The organism is Cytobacillus spongiae (genome assembly GCF_021390075.1).
Map to the genome: position 1 here is coordinate 3091863 of NZ_CP089997.1, position 22010 is coordinate 3113872.

The following is a 22010-nucleotide window of genomic DNA, read 5'->3' on the forward strand; positions in this document are numbered from 1 at the left end:
TTTACACATTACAACCACTACATTATAACATACGTTGTTTTTGTTTCAACAGTCCCGCCTAAATAATAGGAAAAGAAATTTCTTCTAATTTATAGATAGTAGCCTTTATCTCCTCTACATCACTTATTTGTGCTTGATACTGTTCAATAATGTCGCATGTTTCTTCCTTTATTCCAAAGAATTCATTCCCAACAATGTGATATGCAGCAGCCCAAGCTTTTACATTATCGGGATCTAACGCAAACGGATAGGTAATAAAGCAATGTCGTTCTACTAAACTGACAATATTGCCGTATAGAACTGGGTTTTCATTTTCAACTTGTTGCTGTAACTCGTTTACGATTGCCTTCATTTGAGGAAACTCACCGAACACTGGGAGGTGAACTGGATTCATCTTGTCCTCTCGATTCAATTTCTTGATGATTATTTCTTTGTTATATTCTTGTTCAACTAAGAGATTTATAAGCATTGTTTTCATAAACGGATGTCCGCTATCTGAAGTTAAATATGCCTCAATTTGTTCAATATAAGGGCGAATATTTTTACTTTGAAGCTGTGCAATTATGAGCATTTGCTCATTTGGATCTTCGACAGAGAGCAGGTTAGGGAGTTCAGTGCTACCGTTCTCCTCTTCTTCAGAAAGATGTCCTTGACTATCCACCATTCGCTTACTAAAATGAAGCAATTTAGAAAAATGCTCCAGCTTTTCCGCTGGCACTTCCTTTTCTTCTAATAGTACTTCAATTGTGGAGACGATTTCTTCATATTCATGTAGCTGTACAAGAATCATTAAGTAAAGATCTACCGTATGAATATAATCTCCTAACCCTTTATGTAAAACTTCTTTTGCTAACCGCTTTGCTTCCTGAAGGTTTCCTGTTTCATAGTAACCTACAATTAAGCCAATATAGATTTCTTCATGGTCTGAGGTGTATTGCTTAGCTTCCTCTAGTAATTGGATAGCTTGCTGATATTTTTTTTGCGTTAAGCAATCCAAGCCCTTTTCCATTAACCTTTTTTCCAAATTCGGAAAGAGAACGACCTTATGTTCTGATTGATTTCGATCTCTTTTCTTCATGCTTTATACCGCCTTATGCATTGTCATTTTACGTAAGTTTAGCATGTAAAGCTTAAAAAAACAAAAAGGCAGGCTATACACCTACCTCAAATTCATTAATAGCTCTACCTCTCTTCGAATTTCGCTATTTCATCCTCTAACTGCAGGGTTACTTCTATTTCATCCCACTCATTGATAAGCATTTGCTTCCAGTAGGGATGCAATGAAAAGGACCCAATAAATCCATAATCGTCTGTCACTTTTTCATTTACAATTGATACAGTTAATCGATATTTCTCTTCGCCTCCTTTTTCCAACAAATATTTAACGTCTTCTTTTGTTAACTGAACAGGGACGATGCCATTTTTTAAGCAATTTTGATAAAAAATATCCGCAAAGCTTGGGGCAATTATTACTTTAAACCCGTAGTCTAAAAGTGCCCATGGCGCATGTTCTCGAGATGATCCACAGCCAAAGTTTTCATTAGCAATTAAGATCGTGCATCCTTGATGGTTGATTTTGTTCAACTCAAAGCGAGGGTCTAGTTGTCCTGTTTCTGTATAACGCCAGTCATAAAATAAATACGTGCCAAAGCCAGTCTTTTCAATTCGTTTTAAAAATTGCTTTGGAATGATTTGATCTGTATCTACATTTGATCGGTCCATGCTCACTGCTGTACCAACGTGTTCTTCCATATTCATCCCCTCCTCTTAGTGAACTAATTCTCTCTCTACCATTTCTCTCACATCTACGAATCTTCCGTATAATGCAGCTGCAGCTGCCATGGTAGGGCTTACGAGATGTGTTCTAGCTCCTGCACCTTGTCTTCCTTCAAAATTCCGATTGGATGTAGAAGCGCAGTGCTCTCCCTTCGGAACTCGATCATCATTCATACTTAAGCACATACTACACCCTGACTCTCTCCATTCAAATCCCGCCTTGATGAATACCTCATCCAATCCCTCTTCCTCTGCAGCCCTTTTCACCCGTTGTGAACCAGGAACCACTAATGCTCTCACATTAGGATGCACTTTCTTTCCTTTAATCATTTGAGCGGCACTTCGCAGGTCCTCTAGTCGGGAATTCGTACATGACCCAATGAAGACGTGCTGTATTGATATATCTTGAATACTCTGGCCTTCTTTTAACCCCATATAGTGGTAAGCTCTTTCTTGAGAGATTCTCTTTGAGGATTCTTTAATGTCAAAGAGGTATGGTAAAGAACCTGTCACGCTGCTTGTCATTGAAGGGTTTGTCCCCCAGCTTACCATTGGTGCAATTGTAGCCGCATCAATATAAATCTCCCGATCGTAGACAGCATCAGCGTCAGAGCTAAGGTCTGACCACCTTTCTTTCTCCTTAGTAAACTCATCTCCTTCTGGAGCATATTTTCTTCCATAGATATATTCAAAAGTGACTTCATCTGGACTAACAAGGCCTGCACGTGCTCCTCCTTCAATGGACATATTGCAAATTGTCATTCGCTCCTCCATCGTCATATTCCTAATTGCTTCACCACAATATTCGATTACATAGCCTGTTCCAAAGTCTATACCGTAGGTTGCTAGAATATAGAGAATTACATCCTTTGCTGTTACCCCTCTTGAAAGCTGACCATTAATTTCTAGTTTTAGTGTTTTGGGTTTCGATTGCCAAAGTGTTTGCGTAGCTAATACATGCTCCACCTCACTTGTTCCAATACCAAAAGCTAATGCGCCAAATGCCCCATGTGTAGACGTATGACTGTCTCCACAAACAATCGTCATTCCTGGTTGAGTTAAACCAAGCTCAGGCCCCACTACGTGAACAATTCCCTGATCGGGACTCTCCATATCAGCTAACCTAATCTCAAACTCCTGACAATTTTTCTCTAAAGTCGTCATTTGGATTAAAGCCACTTTATCTTTAATTACTTCTCGGTTTTGTGTAGGAACATTGTGATCCATTGTCGCAAAAGTCCGTTCAGGTCTTCTCACCCTTCTTCCCTTCATACGTAATCCCGAAAAGGCTTGTGGTGAAGTTACCTCATGTACTAAGTGAAGATCGATATAGAGAAGGTCTGGTTTTCCTTCCTCACGAAAGACGACGTGTTTTTCCCAAATCTTATCTACTATGGTTTTCCCCATGATACTCCCCCCTATAATCATGCTAGAAGTGAAAAGGGGAGACATTTGATTCGTCATCCCCCTCTGTAATATTTATTAAGCATAAGCTCCCATAATATGAAGAATCGTTCCATTATCTAGAATCTCTGCTTTAATAGCTTCTACCATCTCATCTGTTGTGACAGCATTTTTGCCAAATGAATAAATATCCTTCGTACGATAGCCATTTTCTAATACTTGCTGGACAGCACATTCTACTGCATCTGCTTCTTCTGTCATCCCAAACGATATACGAAGCATCATAGCTGCGGAAAGAATCATCGCAATCGGGTTGGCAAGATTTAATCCTTTAATATCTGGCGCTGAACCATGGATTGGTTCAAATAAATAGGGACCTTGTTCTGACAAGCTAGCAGAAGGCAGCATTCCAAGTGAACCTGTTAGAACAGAAGCTTCATCGCTTAAAATATCGCCAAACATATTTTCTGTCACAACGACATCAAATTGCTTAGGGTTTTTAATAAGCTGCATTGCTGCATTGTCAACCAACATATGTTCAAGGGTTACATTAGGAAAGTTCTTCGCAACGTCTTCTGCAACTTCCCTCCACATTCGGCTCGATTCTAACACGTTTGCTTTATCAACAGATGTCACTTTCTGTCTCCTTTTTTGAGCTAATTCAAAGGCTTGTTGGATTACACGCTTCATTTCTGCTCGTTCATAATATAATGTATCTACAGCAGCTTCCTCACCATTTGAGTAGGTTCGCTCACTAGGCTTTCCAAAATACAAGCCGCCTGTTAATTCTCTTACAATCACCATGTCTACCTCTTCAATCACATCTCTCCTTAAAGGTGAAGAATCAGCTAGACTAGCGTAATAGCTGGTTGGTCTTAAATTTGCGTACAAACCTAACTCTTTACGAATCTTTAATAACCCTTGTTCAGGTCGAAGGTGCGGAGGGTTATGATCCCATTTGGGTCCACCTACAGCCCCTAACAAAACTGCATCACTAGCTTTACAAAGTTCAATAGTATCGTCAGGTAAAGGAGTTCCCGTTGAATCAAGTGCAATGCCTCCAATTTCCCCATAAGTAAACCGAAATTGATGGTCAAATCGTTCACCAATTGCTCGCAGAATCTCGACTGCCCCCTTGACAACCTCTTGACCGATCCCATCTCCTGGAAGTACAGCAATTTGCTTCCTCATTCCAATTCCTCCCTTATCCTGATATTTGTAGTTATCCTTTGACTGGTTGTTTCGTCAATTTCCTCATGTATATCTCGCGATTAATTGCATTTAAATAGGCTCTAGCTGAAGCTTCTAGTACGTCTTGAGCAAGGCCACGCCCACTTGTTTCAACTTCACAATACTTTAATTTCACGTACACTTGTGCTAATGCATCTCTGCCTGCTCCGACAGATTGAATGCGGTAGTCGAGAAGATTGACTTCCCCATTCACACATTTTTCTAAAGTATTATATAAAGCTTCAATACTTCCTCCACCTGTACTTGCTTCCTGTATTACTTCGTTTTGACTTCCTGACAGAGTGACAGTAGCTGTCGGAACTTGATTCGTACCATATTGAACTTGAAGGTGAATCAACTCATAGAATCTTGTTTCTTTTGACATTTGTTCTTCCAAGACAATCGCTACTAGGTCTTCATCCGTCATTTCCTTTTTGCGATCGGCAAGGTCTTTAAATACGGAAAATAGCGATTGAATTTCTTTATCGTCAATGGATAGACCAAGTTCACTTAAACGATTTTTAAATGCATGTCTTCCTGAGTGCTTTCCAAGAACCATAGAATTCGAATGAAAACCAACTAATTCTGGTGAAATGATTTCATACGTTGATTTTTCTTTCAACACACCATCTTGATGAATTCCTGATTCATGTGCAAATGCATTACGACCTACAATGGCTTTGTTTGCTGGTACAACCATCCCTGTTAGCTTGCTAACTAAGCTGCTTGTTCGGCTAATCTCATTTAATTGTAGTGATGTATAAGCATGATAATAGTCTTGACGAATATGCAATGCTACTGCTAATTCCTCTAATGCAGCATTTCCTGCTCGTTCACCAATTCCGTTAATAGTCCCTTCCACTTGGGTAGCTCCGTTTTCTATAGCAACTAATGAATTGCTGATGGCTAAACCAAGATCATCATGACAATGGGCAGAAAGAGATACTTTATTAATTGAAGGAACATGATTATTTAAATATTGAAAAATTTCACCGTATTCTTTTGGTGTAATATATCCAACCGTATCAGGGATATTGATTACGGAAGCACCGGCTTGAATCACTTCTTCTACAATCTCAGCTAAATAAGGGAGTTCTGTTCGGCAGGCATCTTCGGCGGACCACTGTATAATCGGAAATTTACTTGCCGCATATTTCACCGAATTTACCGCTGTTTCGATTACCTGCTCCTTTGATTGCTTCAGCTTATATTTCCGATGAATAGGAGAAGTAGCAATGAACAAATGTAATCTAGGCTCAATTCCTCCTTTAAGCGCTTCCCAAGCTGAATCAATATCAGATATGACCGATCGGGACAAGCCCGTAACGGAACAGTTTTTTATCGAATTCGCAATGTGCTGAACTGAAGAAAAATCCCCTTTTGATGCTGCTGGAAAACCAGCTTCAATAATATCAACTTGTAGGCGATCCAGCTGTCTTGCGATTTCTAACTTTTCTGAAAAATTAAGATTGACACCGGCTGATTGCTCCCCATCTCTTAGCGTGGTATCAAATATCTTAATTTTTTGCACTAGTGACCACTTCTTTCTTTTTCCCATTTTGAACAAATGGCATCATCTTCCTAAGCTCTCTTCCCACTTGTTCAATCTGATGCTCTTTTTCTCTTTGATAAATTGCATTAAAGACTGGTCGATTTGCCTGATTTTCTAGAATCCAACCTTTTGCAAATTGTCCTGCTTGAATATCCTTAAGGACTGCTTTCATCTCTTCCTTTACATTCTCATTTACCACTCGAGGTCCGCTGACAAAGTCTCCCCATTGGGCAGTATCAGAGATAGAATATCGCATCCCTTCTAATCCACCTTCGTACATTAAGTCGACAATCAGCTTTAATTCATGTAGACATTCAAAGTAAGCAAGTTCTGGCTGATATCCGGCCTCGACTAGCGTCTCAAATCCAGCTTTTACAAGAGATGTTAACCCTCCGCAAAGTACAGCTTGCTCCCCAAACAGATCCGTTTCTGTCTCTTCTTTAAAGGAGGTTTCCAGTGCTCCTGCTCTCAAAGAGCCAATTCCTTTTGCATAAGCTAATGCTAGTTCTCTCGCTTCTCCTGTTACATCCTGATGCACGGCGAATAATGCAGGAACACCAGCCCCTTCCTCATATGTCCTTCTAACAAGATGACCCGGTCCTTTTGGAGCGACTAATAATACGTCGCTTGAAGAAGGGGGAACAATTTGATGGAAGTGAATATTAAACCCATGAGCAAACATCAATGCCTGCCCTGATAGATTAGGTGAAATTTCTTCATCGTATACTTTCGGCTGTTGCTCATCAGGTAATAACACCATGACTACATCGCTCTGTGCAGTAGCTTCCCCAACTGGCTGAACAGAAAAACCATCAGCCACTGCCTTATCCCATGACCTACCTTTTCGAAGACCAATAACCACTTCTACTCCGCTGTCTCTTAGATTTTGAGCATGCGCATGACCTTGTGAGCCATATCCAATTACCGCTACCTTTTTTCCTTTTAAATACCCTTCATTTGCATCTCCGTTATAGTACATTGTCGCCATCTTCTAATCTCCCTTTCTATACTTAGATTTTATCTTGGATTTAAAGTGCTTGATCAACAGGCTGGACCCTTCTCTCTACTAAACAATTAGATGATTGAATAAGATTTCTGTTGATGCGAGGCTCGTTGACTTCCTCTTTGAAAGGCGGTTGTTCCTGTTCGTGCTATCTCCTTAATGCCATAAGGTTTTAGCAGATCGATAAACGCTTCAACCTTTTGTGATTCACCAGTTATTTGAATTACGAGACTATCTTTGCTAACATCAATTACAGAAGCTCGGAATGGCTCAATAAGTGCATTGATTTCGTTCCGAGTCTGTGGGGTCGATAGTACCTTAACAAGTGCAAGTTCTCTTGCCACCATTGATTGATCGGTAATATCCATTACTTTTAAGACATCAATTTGTTTATTTAGTTGTTTTGTAATTTGTTCAATGACCCGTTCGTTATCTACTTGAACCACACAGGTCATCCTTGACACGCCCTCTACCTCAGTAAGCCCAACCGATATACTCTCGATATTGTAGTTTCTTTTTGAAAATAGATTCGTAATTCGGTTGAGTACCCCTGGACGATTCAATACGGTTAATGTGATGATTCGCTGCATTTTATCACCCCCACCATTTCATGAACTCCTTTCCCAGGCGCTACCATCGGATAGACGTTTTCATCTGGGTCTACTCGAAAATCAAGTAACACAGGCTCTTGACTAGATAGTGTTTCTTGTAGGATACGCTCTCCTTCTTCTTCATTTTGTATCTGATAGGCTTTGATTCCATATGCTTCAGCTAACTTTACAAAAGACGGTTGAACAGTCATTTTGCTGTGAGAAAAGCGTGATTCATAGAAAATCTCCTGCCATTGCCTTACCATTCCAAGTGCAAGGTTGTTAAAGATAATGATTTTGATCGGCAAGTTTAACTCTTTGATAACCGCAAGTTCTTGTGTGGACATTTGAAAACCGCCATCGCCAAGTACCGCTAACACACATGCACTACGGTCAGCCAACTGTGCGCCAATGCTTGCCGGTAAACCAAAGCCCATTGTTCCTAGCCCACCTGATGTCACCCATCGATCAGCATATTTAAATGGATAATATTGTGCCGCCCACATTTGATGCTGACCAACATCTGTGACGACAATTGCTTCGCCCTTTGTTTTTTCATACAGCATTTCCATCACTCGCTGTGGCTTTAATGAACTAGCAGATGATTCGTAAGAAAATGGATAATCTCCTTTCCATTGTTGAATCTTATCTAACCATTCATTATGCTGAGGCTGTTTCCCATCTTGTTTAATTAATTGCAGAAGCGCCGCCTTCGCGTCGGCTACTATTGGGATATGGGTGTTCACATTTTTCCCTATTTCTGCTGGATCGATATCAATATGCGCAACCTTAGCATGTGGAGCAAAACACTCCAAATTTCCTGTTAATCGGTCATCGAAGCGCGCCCCGATATTGATCAGCAAATCACATTCATATAAGCCCATATTCGCCCCGTAACATCCATGCATCCCTGCCATCCCCATATAGAGTGGATGATCAGCTGGGAACCCTCCTAAGCCTAAAAGTGTATGAATGACAGGAATTTTCTGCTGTTCCACATAATCCTTTAGTTGTCTCGCAGCTTTCGAATGGAGAACACCTGCGCCGGCTAGAATAACCGGGCGCTTCGAGCTACTAACTGCCTCTGTTAATTTCCGAATTTGAATATAATTGGGTTCTGTCGTTGGTTGATAGCCAGGAAGGTCAATATCTTGTTCCTCTGGAATATCCCCTTCTAATGTAGCGATGTCTTTGGGTATATCGATTAGTACAGGCCCTGGCCTACCACTTGTAGCAATATAAAAGGCTTCTTTAACAATTCTTGGAATGTCCTTGATGTTTCGAACCTGATAGTTATATTTTGTAATCGGTGTGGTAATTCCAAGAATATCTGCTTCTTGAAATGCATCTGTTCCTATGACTCCAGATGGTACCTGACCAGTAAAAACGATTAATGGAAGTGAATCCATCATGGCATCAGTGAGCCCCGTAACAATGTTGGTTGCTCCGGGTCCTGATGTAGCAATCACAACACCCGGTCTTCCCGTAATCCTTGCGTACCCCTCTGCTGCATGTATCCCTCCTTGTTCGTGGCGAGGAAGTACATGTAAAATTTTCGAATCATATAACTTGTCATATAGTGGTAATACTGCTCCACCAGGGTAGCCAAAAATCACTTCTACTTTTTCCATTTCCAAGGCTCTCAATAACAATTCTGCACCACTTAACGTTTGCCGTTTAGCCTTTATATTTGTAAAGGCAGCCTCTTGCAACATTATGTGTTACCTCCTCAAAATCATAAATTTTTGGCTCTACTCCTGTTTTAGCTGCAATATACCAGATATGAAGAATCGTTATTTCTTAGAGCCGATTAACCATTTAACAACGAATAACCTAACTACGATTTACTTTTATGCCATTAAAAAAACCTCCCCATCCCTCATACACCTACTACTCCATAGGCTGAAGGGATGAAAAGGCATTGGAACTCCTCTCCACGGTACCACCCTTATTCACGCAAGATTGCGTGCACTTTCGAACAGCTGATCGCTATTCTTTTTGATAACGGGTGCGGGCACCCGATTGATTCTACTTGCGATGCTTTCAAATCAATGCTCCGAGGTGAGTTCATTTTATGGTTGAATCACCGGTTCCCAGCATCCCGGCTCTCTGTGGATTCTTGTTCATAAAACTACTTATCCTCATCTGCGCTTTTAGTTATGAAGTTAGCTAACATGTGGTGCCAGTTGCTTTGAAAAAACCTTTACCCCATCACTAACTACTTTTTTGCGAAACTCTTCCAATAATTTCTTCGTATGATCTCCAGGATATCCATCCCCGATTGAACGCCCATCCACTTTGATAACCGCAATGACTTCAGCAGCTGTCCCTGTTAGAAACACTTCATCTGCTGTATACACATCATGTCTAGTAAAAGGCTCTTCTTTTACTTCGTACCCTAACTCCTCTGCAATTTCCATGACGGCATTTCGAGTAATCCCTTCCAATGCCCCAACATACCCAGGTGGTGTATAAAAGCAATTATTCTTTAAGATAAATACATTATCCGCTGAACCTTCTGCCACATACCCTTGATCATTTAACATAAGGGCTTCACTTACATTTGCTAGATGTGCTTCTATTCGAACGAGAACATTGTTTAGATAGTTTAAGGATTTCACCTTTGGACTTAATACGTCTGGCCGGTTCCTTCGAGTGGCAACCGTCACAATCTCTAGACCTTTTTCATATAATTCCTTTGGGAATATCGCTAAAGGTTCTACAATAATTACTACATTTGCGTGCTTACATTTAAACGGATCGAGCCCAAGATCTCCGACTCCTCTCGATACTACTACTCGAATATAAGCATCTTCTAATTGATTCTTTTCGACCGTTTCAACGACTAGCCTCGTGAACTCTTCTTGTTCATAAGGTATCTGAAGCATAATTGATTTTGCCGAACGATACAGACGATCCATATGCTCTTTCATTCGAAAAACATTTCCACTATATACACGAATACCTTCAAAGATTCCATCACCGTATAGAAAACCGTGATCATAGACAGAGATTTTGGCATCTTCCTTTGATACATATTCGCCATTTAAGAAAATAACTTGGTTAGACACTTGATCCACCTCTCACTTTAGTCATAAGACGCTTTAAACTAATGAAATTAATAGTAAAAAAAAACATGAAATCCCTTGCTGTATGTGAGTTTATTCGTTGATGTTATGTTAGATTTTGTTTCATAGTTTGTTTATTTGTTGACTATCTTACGCCGATTTTCTCCCTTCGTCAACACCCTTTTTATGAATTATTTGACAATTTAGATAAGTCTGTTAATTTGGATACGCTTACATTGTTGATACATTCACGTTCTTTCAGTTTGAAAATTTTTTTGAAATGACTGAAAACAGATGTAACATTAGATTAGGCTTCTCGTCAAAATATAAGAGGAGGGATGGAATGTCATCTCATAAATTTTTGTTAATATTCTTGACTCTCATTTTATTTGCAGGGTGTTCAAATCAGATTATTTCATCTACAGAAGAGGAGTTCCCGCCGACAAGAAAAGGAGTCATTCTAGCCAGTGGTGAAGAATTCCCACTTGAAGCAGGTGGCTATAGCTGGGAAAGAAAAAAGGGCCTTGAGACTGAAAGCATTACAACAGATCACGCCTCTCCTTTGCAAATGGCTGAACAAATAACCCCGATTACTGTCCATGCGCAGGAAAAAATCCAAATTCAAATAGAAAAAGACCCTAGCATTAGAATATATATTTGGAATGAAAATGGTAGAGGGAATGAAGTTGAAGTAAGCTCGAATCATATGATCTCACCACCGGATAATGGTTCATATCTTTATGAAGTCAAGGCAGAATGGGAAAATGGAAGCGTGTCTTATACATTTGTATTGAAGGTGAATTAAGCACATAGACTCTTTTTGATATAAAGTAAGTATGTCAAGCTCTCTATGGATATAATTTTTGCTCTAATCCCTAATTATGAGCGAAACCTGCTACTGTTTGAGCGAAACCCTGTCGAATTGGAGCGAATCTTTGTAGATTCCGAGCGAAAATCAAGAAAAGCGAGCGAATACTGCCCATGTGTGAGCGAACGCTTAAAAAATGAGCGTTCGCTCGATTTTCACACAAACAGAAAAAAACTCACCATCAAAATGGTGAGTAAGAATTTATTGGTATGTAGATTAAATGGCGTCCCAGGAGAGATTCGAACTCCCGACCGACGGCTTAGAAGGCCGTTGCTCTATCCTGCTGAGCTACTGGGACTTAATTTTTATTATTTGTTGTCTCAACGACAATATTTATTATATTACCCTAGTAATATAAAGTCAACACTTTTTATAAAGTTTTTTATCTTCTTAGGAGAGAGTCACTCTCTCCTAAGATTATATTATGTTCACAGTGATTTTGAAAGTAAAAAAGAACTTTCTAATTCAGAGAGCTCACCTTGATCATCGTCGTACACTTTGGCGGTTACTTTACCAGAGTGTATTTCAAGGATGACGTATGTTCTCTCAACTCGCCTTCTCGGTAGCCTGATGCTTCCAGGGTTTACGAACAGCATCCCATCAATTAGCTCCATTCCGAGTACATGGGAATGACCAAAACAAACAATGTTTGCCTGCTTCTCTACCCCTCGATATTTCAAACTCATCAACGATGTTTTCACTGAATAGAGATGTCCATGTGTCGCATATACTCGGTAGCCTTCAACACTTGTAACTAACTCCTCTGGAAACCGTCGATCCACGTCGCAATTTCCTCTTACCGTTTGAAATTTTTCTATGATTGGATCGTCAATTGAGAGTTCAGAATCTCCGCAATGGATCATGAGATCCACTTCATCTCCATGCTTCTCTACTAATTTTTGAAGCTCGGCCTTAGAACCGTGACTGTCACTCACTATCAAGATTTTCCTCACTTGTGTTCATTCCTCTCACTATAGTGCTGAAATTTGATCCTCTAGCTTTTTGATTGCTTTCGCACGATGACTAAGTTGATTCTTTTCATCAGGCATTAACTCTGCCATTGCTTTTCCTATCGCCTCTACAAAGAAAATAGGGTCATAGCCAAATCCGTTTGTTCCTCTTCTCTCATGCAAGATTGAACCTTCACAGGTGCCATGAACAGTAAATGTATGAAAGGCTGGAGAAGCAACAGCTAACGCACAATAAAAGCGAGCAGAGCGATGATCCATTCCTTTCATCTTATCCAAAAGCTTGTCCATATTCGCTTCATCATTCTTTACTTCACCGGCATAGCGAGCAGAATAAATGCCTGGTTCTCCATCTAAAGCATCAACAACTAAGCCCGAATCATCTGCGATCACCATTTTCCCAAGCTGTTTCGAGATCGTTTCTGCTTTTAGTGTGGCATTTTCCTCAAAGCTTGTTCCGGTTTCCTCTACATCTTCTAGCTCTGGAAAATCAGCTAACGTTTTCACTTGAAAACCCATCGGTTCAAATATCCGAACAAACTCTTTTGCTTTCCCTTTGTTTTTTGTAGCAATGATCATTTCTTTCATGTTTGTCTATTCCCCTTTTTAAATCCCTTTAATTTTTTGTGAAATTTCTTCACCTAATGCCTCCTGCTGTAGTTCAAAAATTTGCCCAATACCGCTTTGGGCCGCTTTTACTAATAGCTGTAGCTCGTCAAAGGAGAATGTGGCTTCTTCACCTGTACCTTGGAGCTCGACAAACTCACCATTTCCTGTCATAACGACATTCATATCTACCTCTGCCTTTGAGTCTTCCTCATAGTTTAAGTCTAAAACAACTTGCTTATCAGCGATAATTCCTACGCTCGTAGCAGCTAGGAAGTCAGTGATTGGGTATTTTTTTAATTTCTTTGTACTATGTAGTTTATGTAGTGCTTGGGCCATCGCTACAAATGCACCGGTAATGGAAGCTGTTCTTGTTCCCCCATCCGCTTGGATTACATCACAATCTAACCAAATCGTTCTTTCCCCTAATGCTTCAAGGTCTACAACCGCTCGAAGAGATCGGCCAATCAGGCGCTGAATTTCCATCGTTCTTCCTGCGATCTTCCCTTTTGCAGATTCTCTGATATTTCTTTGATCCGTTGCGCGAGGTAGCATCGAGTATTCTGCCGTGATCCATCCTTTCCCTTCACCTCTCATAAATGGGGGGACTCGTTCATCAATACTTGCTGTACAAATAACCTTTGTATCTCCAACTGTGATTAACACAGAGCCTTCTGGATGCTTTAAATAATCCGTTTCAATCTGTATCGGTCTTAACTCATCATGATTTCGTCCGTCAAAGCGCATTTTACTTCCTCCTTAAGTTCCAATAAACATCTATTTTGCAACAAATAAGAGGCGGCAGTATTTGCCAACCTCTTCAACATGTACAATATATAGTATATCAAAAAAGGATTTATTAAAAACTACCTGTGTTTACTTTTTCGGGACGTGTTACCGGCTCAGCCAGTTTTTCTCCTTTCTCGTTCACAATTTCCCCTTCTCCATTTACTGTAATTGCAATACTTTCAATTCCTTGCTGTTCTGTTAGAGAGAGAACAAGGGAATCTAATAGATGCTGGGAAACCATCTTCTCTTCCATACTTCCAAAGATCGCTTCATTGAAATTAAGGGTTACTTTTCCATTCTCTACTTTAGGCTCATCGAGAAGCTGTACATCTGGTAAAAAGTCTGTCAATAGATTAGAAGCATAGTTAGGTCCTTTAACGAGCTCATTGACAACAGCGACGATATTATTATCTTGTTCATTCGCTACGCGTCGTGTTACTGGAACATAGTAGTATGAACCATCTTCACCTGCAAGATAGTACACGGTAACTGCTTTTGTATTTGTAATATCAACAGCATCCTTTGTATCTATATTGATGCCATTCGCTCTCGTAAGCCCATTTGCGATAGGCGTTCCATTAACCGGCATTTTCGTTAATTCTTTTCCATTGACTTGCAATTTGACCTTTTCTACTGAATCGAATTGGGTTAGTGTCCAAGTGATTGATTCTACTATTTTCAACTCATCTTCTGGCTGATAATTGGCAAATTCTTTAGAAAAGTCAACTGTTGCTACTTGGTCTTGAATATTCACACTCATTTGTGTGTCGGCAGGTAGAACTCCTTTGAACCCATTAGGGAGCATTTCTGAAACTGGACCATTTGCAACTAGATATTCTAGTGCTTGCTTAGCAACAGAGGATGTTTTCGGTAAGGATAAGGTTTGAGGAACAACATATCCATTTTTATCAACTAAATAGAGCTCTGTCATAATTGAATTCGCTACTGCTTCTTCCTGACCTGCTTCGCTCGATTCTACTCCATTTGTTCCTTCAGCATTACCACCATCCGTATAAGACACTTCCTGTGGTGGGTCCACTTTCTCTTTGCTTTCTCCTCCAAACAACCCGCAGCCTGAGAGCAATACAGACGAAACTAGAACAGCTGAAACAATAGTTGTTTTTTTATTAACAGACATATAAAATCCCTCCAAAGACAGTTTGTACTACTATGTATACGAGCTATTTTTTAAAATAGACCGAGTTTAGAGGAAATTTCCCTTGTACGTTTGAGTATTCGATGAAAGACCTTATGATGGCCAAAATAAAAAAGCCTCGAATTCACACTTCAGAGACTTTTATAATTTGATTTTCATTATATGATCAATAGGCCCTTCCAGCCATTGAGATGCAATTTTTTTAAAAATCGGGACAGACCCTGTTGTATAGTATTCATGAACAGGCTTTTTTTCACTTTTATTTAAAAGCCGATTATAGAAGAGAATTGTACTAACCTCTCTTGCTGTTTCTTCCCCAGAACTAATAACAGTTACGGATTCACCCATTACATTTTTGATTAATGGTTCTAGCAGTGGATAGTGGGTACACCCTAAAATTAATGTGTCTAGTCCTCGATTCTTGATTGATTTTAACGTTTCAGCAACGATTTTTTTTGCGACAGGACCAACATATTCATTGCTTTCAACTAGCGGGACGAATTTAGGACATGCAAGGCTTTCCACATCAATTAGGTTGTTTATTTCTTTTAACGCCTTTTCGTATGCTTTGCTTTTCACAGTTCCCTCTGTACCAATGACGCCTATCTTATGATTCTTGGTCACCTTTATTGCTGAACGTGCACCTGGATAAATCACACCGATAACAGGGATCGGTAGCTCATTTCTAATTTCATCTAACGCAACAGCAGTTGCAGTATTACAAGCAATGACAAGCATTTTAATATTTTTTTTTAATAGAAACCTAGTTAATTGCCAAGTAAATTTCTTAACCTCAGTTCCAGTACGGGGACCATATGGGCAACGTGCTGTGTCTCCTAGGTAAACGACTTGTTCATTTGGAAGCTGGCGCATGATTTCCTTAGCTACTGTGAGACCACCAACTCCCGAATCAATTACACCGATCGGTTGTTCCAAACTTCTCGCCTCATTCTTCACGCATATCTTGATGCAGCTTTTTAAAATTCACTTGCAGAAGTCGAACTTCATCAGTAGAAAAATTCTTTAGTACTTCCTGTAGATAAGCCTGTCGCTTTTCAATTACTTCTTCGATAATTCGCGTGCCTTCTTCTAATAGATGGATTCGAACGACACGTCGATCATTCGGGTCCTTCACACGCTCAACTAGCTTATTCTTCTCCATTCGATCCACAAGATCCGTTGTTGTACTACATGCTAGATACATTTTATTTGAAAGGTCTCCAATTGTCATATCGCCTTCTTCAAAAAGCCATTGCAATGCAACAAATTGTGGAGGAGTAATGGTATAATTACTTAAAATTTCTCGGCCTTTTTGTTTGATAATTCCTGAAATATAACGTAAGTCCTTCTCTATTTCTGCCACAATATCTAAGTCATGATTTATATTAAGATGATCTGTCGTCATTATCAACATCTCCCATAAGAATCTTGGTTTTAGCTAGATTCGACATATTCGTCTATTTCTTGTGTTCTTATTGTCTACTTTTTACGGGTAAATATCAAGACAGAACTATGATGAAACAAAAACTTTAAGCGTTTAGACGGGTTTCTATTGGATTCGTTTTTCCTCTTCCTATGTACAAACCGGCTATCCCGAGGAAGATAGCCGGTCTTAGTTTAAAGTTCTAGTTCTCCCATTCTTAGGAGCTCTACAACAGCTTGAGAACGCCCCTTAACGCCAAGCTTTTGCATCGCATTCGAAATATGGTTCCGAACCGTTTTTTCGCTTATAAATAATTCACTAGCGATTTCTTTCGTTGTTTTATCTTGAACTAACAGCTCGAACACTTCTCTTTCTCTTTTCGTTAGTAAAGGTTTGTGTTTGAATTCATTCTCTTTCAAGTATTGTAACCCTCCTTGCCTTCGCCAGCTATATGAACCGTGGGATGGGTATATATTTAGTCACCATATCATATGTAAAACGAAGGAATGAAGTGACTAATATTGCCTGTTAGAGAATGGTTATTTTCAAAATATGCTTCAGCCCTTCACTTTAACCTTGTCTTTGTTAACAAGCATATTCTTCATCTCTTCTGTCCATGGAACTGATTTTCCAGAAACTCTTGAAATTTGAACAATCGTACCCCTTCCGACAAAGCAAATGGTGCCATCTTCTTTTCTACCCATATAATGAAGATCAACTGAAGACGTACCAATATGGTTCACCTTCACATGGATGTTAATTCGTTCATCATAGAATACTTGCTTTAAATAGTCACATTGCAAATCAGCTACAACTGGAATCGCTTCGAAATCTGGTTTAACCCATTCTTGCATAAACCCCTTACTTTTGAAAAATTCGGTTCTTGCTTCTTCATAATATGTAAACGGAACCGTATTGTTTAAATGTCCAAACATATCTGTCTCAGAAAATCGAACCTTTACTGGAAAGAAAAACTCAAACCCTTCTTTCCATTCAGAAAGATTATCAATATAGCTAATACGACTCATTTTATTGCCTCCTAAAAAATTTTTCTCCTCCAAAATGAATGACAATTCAGTTTCACCTTAGTTACATTATAAAGTTTTTAAAATTATTTGAAAATAGATTTGTTTTTCGTTTCTGTGATGAAACTACTTCCCTCAGTCATTGCTTTACTTTTATTCCACAATAGTTTCAGACGATACTAACCTATTTCTAAACTATCGATTATTTGCTAGAGATAGTCTCTTATTCGTAGAAATAGATCGGACAATCATTTCGAAGGACAAAATTAAGAGGTATCTTATGCTAAATCAAAAACTGCCGACCCATGAATGATGAGTCGACAGTTCTATAATGAACGTGAGATGAAGAATCACTACGCTTTATTAGATCAAATAATTAAATTTGGTCACTTCCAAAGAAGTTTTTAAATGCTTGGAATGTAGTGTCACGGTTTAGGGCTGCGATTGATGTTGTTAAAGGAATCCCTTTTGGACAAGATTGAACACAGTTCTGTGAGTTTCCACAGTTTGCAAGACCACCATCACCCATCAATGTTTCTAAACGCTCACCTTTGTTCATTTCACCTGTTGGATGAGCATTGAATAGACGCACTTGTGATAGAGGAGCTGGTCCTATGAAGTTTGATTTGCTGTTCACATTCGGACATGCTTCTAAACAAACTCCGCAAGTCATACACTTAGATAATTCATATGCCCATTGACGTTTTTTCTCTGGCATACGTGGTCCAGGTCCAAGGTCATATGTTCCGTCAATCGGAATCCAAGCCTTTACTTTCTTCAACGAGTCGAACATGCGGCTTCTATCAACCTGCAAGTCACGTACAATTGGGAATGTACGCATCGGCTCTAATCGTATTGGTTGTTCTAGCTGATCGACTAATGCTGTACATGATTGGCGAGGCTTTCCATTGATAACCATAGAACAAGCACCGCATACTTCCTCAAGACAATTCATATCCCAAGTAATTGGAGTTGTGTCTTTCCCTTGGGAATTCACTGGATTACGACGAATTTCCATAAGAGCGGAGATTACGTTCATATTCGGTCGATAGGCTAATTTAAATTCTTCCTGATAAGGGGCTGATTCAGGACTATCTTGTCTAGTTATGATAAAACTAACAGTTCTATTTTCAGACATGTCTTATTTCTCCCCCTTTTTCTTCTTCGTATAATCACGCTTACGCGGTTCAATCAACGACGTATCCACTTCTTCATAATGGAAAGCTGGTGCTGATTTCGCATCAACAAACTTAGCCATTGTTGTTTTTAAGAACTCCTCATCATTACGATCTGGGAATTCTGGCTTGTAATGTGCCCCACGACTTTCATTTCGATTGTATGCACCTAGTGTAATAACACGTGCCAATTGAAGCATGTTTTGAAGCTGACGAGTAAAGATTGCTCCTTGGTTGCTCCATTTAGCCGTATCGTTAATATTAATGTTGTCATAGCGTTGTAATAGCTCTTGGATTTTCTCGTCTGTTTTTAAAAGCTTGTCATTGTAACGAACAACCGTCACATTATCTGTCATCCATTCCCCTAGCTCTTTATGAAGAACGTATGCATTTTCCGTTCCATTCATTGACATGATTTGATTCCATTTTTCCTCTTCCTGTTTAACAAACCGTTCAAATACAGAAGAAGAAATGGCATCTGCACTCTTCTCAAGTCCAGAGATGTATTCAATTGCTTTTGGTCCAGCAACCATTCCACCATAGATAGCAGACAGTAAAGAGTTTGCTCCTAATCGGTTTGCACCATGCTGGGAGTAATCACACTCACCTGCTGCAAATAATCCAGGGATATTTGTCATTTGATCGTAGTCTACCCACAGACCACCCATTGAGTAGTGAACAGCTGGGAAGATTTTCATTGGTACCTTGCGTGGATCATCGCCCATGAACTTTTCATAGATTTCAATAATTCCACCAAGCTTGATATCAAGCTCCTTAGGATCTTTATGAGATAGATCTAAGTAAACCATGTTCTCGCCATTAATTCCTAGCTTCTGATTTACACATACATCAAAGATTTCACGTGTTGCAATATCACGCGGAACGAGATTTCCATATGCTGGGTATTTTTCTTCTAAGAAATACCAAGGTTTACCGTCTTTGTATGTCCATACACGTCCACCTTCACCACGAGCAGATTCACTCATCAGACGAAGCTTGTCATCCCCTGGAATTGCAGTTGGATGAATTTGAATAAATTCTCCATTTGAATAATAAGCCCCTTGCTGATATACAATAGAAGCTGCTGAACCCGTATTAATAACTGAGTTTGTTGACTTGCCGAAAATAATTCCTGGGCCACCAGTTGCTAATATTACAGCATCAGCCGCGAACGATTTAATTTCCATCGATGTTAGGTTTTGTGCAACAACTCCACGACAAACACCATCATCATCAATTACAGAACCAAGGAATTCCCAGCCCTCATATTTTGTAACTAATCCAGAAACCTCATGACGACGCACTTGCTCATCTAGCGCATATAGTAACTGTTGACCAGTTGTCGCTCCAGCAAATGCCGTACGGTGATGCTGCGTTCCACCAAAGCGGCGGAAATCTAATAATCCTTCAGGAGTTCGGTTAAACATAACTCCCATGCGGTCTAATAAATGAATAATTCCTGGTGCAGCTGCTGTCATTGCTTCAACAGGTGGTTGATTAGCTAAAAAGTCTCCACCATAAACCGTATCATCAAAGTGTTCCCACGGAGAGTCCCCTTCTCCTTTTGTATTTACCGCTCCATTAATACCACCTTGGGCACAAACAGAGTGAGAACGCTTGACTGGTACTAGAGAGAATAATTCTACTGGAGTACCTGATTCTGCAACTTTAATTGTTGCCATTAAGCCAGCTAAACCACCGCCGACTACGATAACTTTCCCTTTACTCATCGTGACTCACTCCCGTAATCCATTATCATAATCCGAACTTAAAAACTAATATTTTATAGAGATACGCTCTGTTACATGTTCCGCTCTAAATATATTCATATTTCTATTATAATTTAGCAGACTATTAGACGAATGCTAAAATAGCGCGAATACCTACGATTGAAAGTGCTACGAAAATTCCCATTGTTACGTAAGAAGAAATAACTTGAGACCTTGGAGTAACTGTAATCCCCCAGCTTACGCAGAATGACCATAAGCCATTTGCAAAGTGGAAAACGGTTGATACTACTCCAATGATGTAGAACCAAAACATAAATGGGGTAGACAGAATATTCTCCATCATTTGATAGTTTACATCTGCTCCAAATGCCGCCGCTATACGTGTTTCCCACACATGCCATGTTACGAAGATTAACGTGACAACACCAGAAAAACGTTGTAGCATGAACATCCAGTTACGGAAGAAACTGAATTTGCTTGTGTTGTTTTTTGCTGTAAAAGCAATATAAAGTCCATAAATAGCATGAAATAATAACGGTAAAAAGATTATTAAAGTTTCCAAAACATACCTAAATGGTAAGCTCTCCATAAAATGAGCAGCTTTGTTGAAAGACTCTTCTCCTCCTGTAGCAAAATGATTCACTACAAGGTGCTGCACAAGGAACAACCCAACCGGTATTACCCCTAGCAACGAATGCAATCTGCGATTAAAAAACTCTCGATTACTTGCCATGAATTTCCCCCCCTAAATAATGAAAGCAACTTTAGCTAATCCTAATAAGATGAAATCCTATAAAAGGATGGATTAACCAATTAAATAAGTTAGAAAATGTTATATCATTTTCTTACAATTATGTGACATGTTCATTTTACTCCCAACACATAAGAGCGTCAAGAAAACGTATACATAAAATCTACTATATAGAAAAAATTTTTAAAATATATTGTCATTTGTTTTTCGGAATATCATCTTTGTACAATGTCCTCTTACTTCCATTCATACAAATATATCAAAATAACATTTTTTACAAAGAGATATTATGTATGTTATTTAACGAAACGAGGATTAATTTTTGCTTAAATTGTATATAATAGAATCATAGAAAGAGGGGAGACAATTGAGTGATATTTCAACAGAGAAACAAACGATAACAGATGAATCCCATCATGTACCTGTTTTCGGATATGAATTACTTCGTGAGGTTCTAATTCCAGAACTATTAGGGAAAGAAACTTCAGAAATTTTATATTGGGCTGGCAAAAGAATAGCTCGAAAATACCCACTTCAATCAATGGAAGAAATCTTCTCCTTCTTCCAATCAGCTGGATGGGGTACGCTTGTTATCAAAAAGGAAGCGAAAAATGAGCTTGATCTTGAATTAACCAGTCGGATTATTACAGAGAGACTTAAAACAAATAACGAATGTAGTTTTCAGCTTGAAGCTGGATTTTTAGCACAACAAATGGAGCAAATGAATGGGGTCATCTCTGAAGCGTATGAACACCCTCGAAAACGCGGTGGCAAAATTATGTTTACGATCAAATGGGATAAAAAGGATGTAACTACAGACAAATAAGCCTCAATCAATCAAAAGCTTTCTTAAAGAACTTTTTCCTTTAGAAAGCTTTTGATTATTTATTTTTGAA

General features: G+C 39.3%; 22 protein-coding genes, 1 tRNA gene and 1 other annotated feature. Of the genes, 2 read left to right on the forward strand and 21 right to left on the reverse strand.

Annotated features, from left to right (window positions below):
• Positions 1-58: 58 nt before the first annotated feature.
• The 9 genes from LS684_RS15650 to ilvE form a co-directional block, all read right to left on the reverse strand.
• Positions 59-1078: a tetratricopeptide repeat protein gene (locus LS684_RS15650; protein WP_233807301.1), complete on the reverse strand. Its 1020-nt coding sequence runs from the start codon at positions 1076-1078 to the stop codon at positions 59-61.
• Between the two features lie 104 nt (positions 1079-1182).
• Positions 1183-1752 (reverse strand): 3-isopropylmalate dehydratase small subunit, encoded by a 570-nt coding sequence (gene leuD / locus LS684_RS15655; protein WP_233807303.1) that lies wholly within the window; start codon positions 1750-1752, stop codon positions 1183-1185.
• Between the two features lie 15 nt (positions 1753-1767).
• On the reverse strand, positions 1768-3183 hold the full coding sequence (leuC, locus tag LS684_RS15660; RefSeq protein ID WP_233807306.1) for a 3-isopropylmalate dehydratase large subunit: 1416 nt from the start codon (positions 3181-3183) through the stop codon (positions 1768-1770).
• Between the two features lie 75 nt (positions 3184-3258).
• Positions 3259-4371 (reverse strand): 3-isopropylmalate dehydrogenase, encoded by a 1113-nt coding sequence (gene leuB / locus LS684_RS15665; protein ID WP_233807308.1) that lies wholly within the window; start codon positions 4369-4371, stop codon positions 3259-3261.
• 31 nt (positions 4372-4402) lie between these two features.
• Entirely contained in the window at positions 4403-5941 is a 1539-nt protein-coding gene (locus LS684_RS15670) for a 2-isopropylmalate synthase (RefSeq protein WP_233807310.1), read from the reverse strand.
• Positions 5928-6950 carry a ketol-acid reductoisomerase gene (gene ilvC / locus LS684_RS15675; RefSeq protein WP_233807312.1) on the reverse strand — a complete coding sequence of 341 codons (1023 nt, stop codon included), beginning with the start codon at positions 6948-6950 and terminating at the stop codon, positions 5928-5930. Before ilvC ends, LS684_RS15670 begins: the two co-directional genes overlap by 14 nt.
• Before the next feature lie 86 nt (positions 6951-7036).
• Complete coding sequence (gene ilvN, locus LS684_RS15680; RefSeq protein ID WP_233807313.1) at positions 7037-7555, reverse strand: acetolactate synthase small subunit; 519 nt, start codon at positions 7553-7555, stop codon at positions 7037-7039.
• Positions 7534-9270: an acetolactate synthase large subunit gene (ilvB, locus tag LS684_RS15685; RefSeq protein WP_233807314.1), complete on the reverse strand. Its 1737-nt coding sequence runs from the start codon at positions 9268-9270 to the stop codon at positions 7534-7536. The genes ilvN and ilvB overlap by 22 nt, the downstream gene beginning before the upstream one ends.
• Before the next feature lie 188 nt (positions 9271-9458).
• Positions 9459-9712 (reverse strand) — a binding site (T-box leader).
• A gap of 8 nt (positions 9713-9720) precedes the next feature.
• On the reverse strand, positions 9721-10626 hold the full coding sequence (gene ilvE / locus LS684_RS15690; RefSeq protein ID WP_233807315.1) for a branched-chain-amino-acid transaminase: 906 nt from the start codon (positions 10624-10626) through the stop codon (positions 9721-9723).
• Between the two features lie 340 nt (positions 10627-10966).
• Between ilvE and LS684_RS15695 the strand changes: the two genes are divergently transcribed.
• Positions 10967-11428 (forward strand): hypothetical protein, encoded by a 462-nt coding sequence (locus tag LS684_RS15695; protein ID WP_233807316.1) that lies wholly within the window; start codon positions 10967-10969, stop codon positions 11426-11428.
• Between the two features lie 284 nt (positions 11429-11712).
• Here LS684_RS15695 and LS684_RS15700 read toward each other — a convergent pair.
• From LS684_RS15700 to LS684_RS15755, 12 genes are all read right to left on the reverse strand, one after another.
• Positions 11713-11789 (reverse strand) — tRNA-Arg (locus LS684_RS15700).
• 130 nt (positions 11790-11919) lie between these two features.
• Positions 11920-12426 (reverse strand): metallophosphoesterase family protein, encoded by a 507-nt coding sequence (locus LS684_RS15705; protein WP_233807317.1) that lies wholly within the window; start codon positions 12424-12426, stop codon positions 11920-11922.
• Between the two features lie 36 nt (positions 12427-12462).
• Positions 12463-13047: an XTP/dITP diphosphatase gene (locus LS684_RS15710; protein ID WP_233807318.1), complete on the reverse strand. Its 585-nt coding sequence runs from the start codon at positions 13045-13047 to the stop codon at positions 12463-12465.
• A gap of 18 nt (positions 13048-13065) precedes the next feature.
• A complete protein-coding gene (rph, locus tag LS684_RS15715) occupies positions 13066-13812 on the reverse strand; it encodes a ribonuclease PH (protein ID WP_233807319.1) in 747 nt (248 codons plus the stop codon).
• Between the two features lie 112 nt (positions 13813-13924).
• Positions 13925-14992: a GerMN domain-containing protein gene (locus LS684_RS15720; RefSeq protein WP_233807320.1), complete on the reverse strand. Its 1068-nt coding sequence runs from the start codon at positions 14990-14992 to the stop codon at positions 13925-13927.
• Between the two features lie 159 nt (positions 14993-15151).
• A complete protein-coding gene (gene racE / locus LS684_RS15725; RefSeq protein WP_233807321.1) occupies positions 15152-15946 on the reverse strand; it encodes a glutamate racemase in 795 nt (264 codons plus the stop codon).
• Between the two features lie 10 nt (positions 15947-15956).
• A complete protein-coding gene (locus LS684_RS15730; RefSeq protein WP_233807322.1) occupies positions 15957-16415 on the reverse strand; it encodes a MarR family winged helix-turn-helix transcriptional regulator in 459 nt (152 codons plus the stop codon).
• Positions 16416-16627: 212 nt separating this feature from the next.
• Entirely contained in the window at positions 16628-16852 is a 225-nt protein-coding gene (gerE, locus tag LS684_RS15735; RefSeq protein WP_233807323.1) for a spore germination transcription factor GerE, read from the reverse strand.
• Between the two features lie 138 nt (positions 16853-16990).
• A complete protein-coding gene (locus LS684_RS15740; RefSeq protein ID WP_233807324.1) occupies positions 16991-17461 on the reverse strand; it encodes an acyl-CoA thioesterase in 471 nt (156 codons plus the stop codon).
• A gap of 373 nt (positions 17462-17834) precedes the next feature.
• Positions 17835-18596 carry a succinate dehydrogenase iron-sulfur subunit gene (gene sdhB / locus LS684_RS15745; protein ID WP_233807325.1) on the reverse strand — a complete coding sequence of 254 codons (762 nt, stop codon included), beginning with the start codon at positions 18594-18596 and terminating at the stop codon, positions 17835-17837.
• Positions 18597-18599: 3 nt separating this feature from the next.
• Entirely contained in the window at positions 18600-20363 is a 1764-nt protein-coding gene (gene sdhA, locus LS684_RS15750; protein WP_233807326.1) for a succinate dehydrogenase flavoprotein subunit, read from the reverse strand.
• A gap of 124 nt (positions 20364-20487) precedes the next feature.
• Complete coding sequence (locus LS684_RS15755; protein ID WP_233807327.1) at positions 20488-21096, reverse strand: succinate dehydrogenase cytochrome b558 subunit; 609 nt, start codon at positions 21094-21096, stop codon at positions 20488-20490.
• A gap of 385 nt (positions 21097-21481) precedes the next feature.
• On the opposite strand from LS684_RS15755, the gene LS684_RS15760 reads away from it, so the two are divergent.
• A complete protein-coding gene (locus tag LS684_RS15760) occupies positions 21482-21940 on the forward strand; it encodes a YslB family protein (RefSeq protein WP_233807328.1) in 459 nt (152 codons plus the stop codon).
• Positions 21941-22010 lie beyond the last annotated feature (70 nt).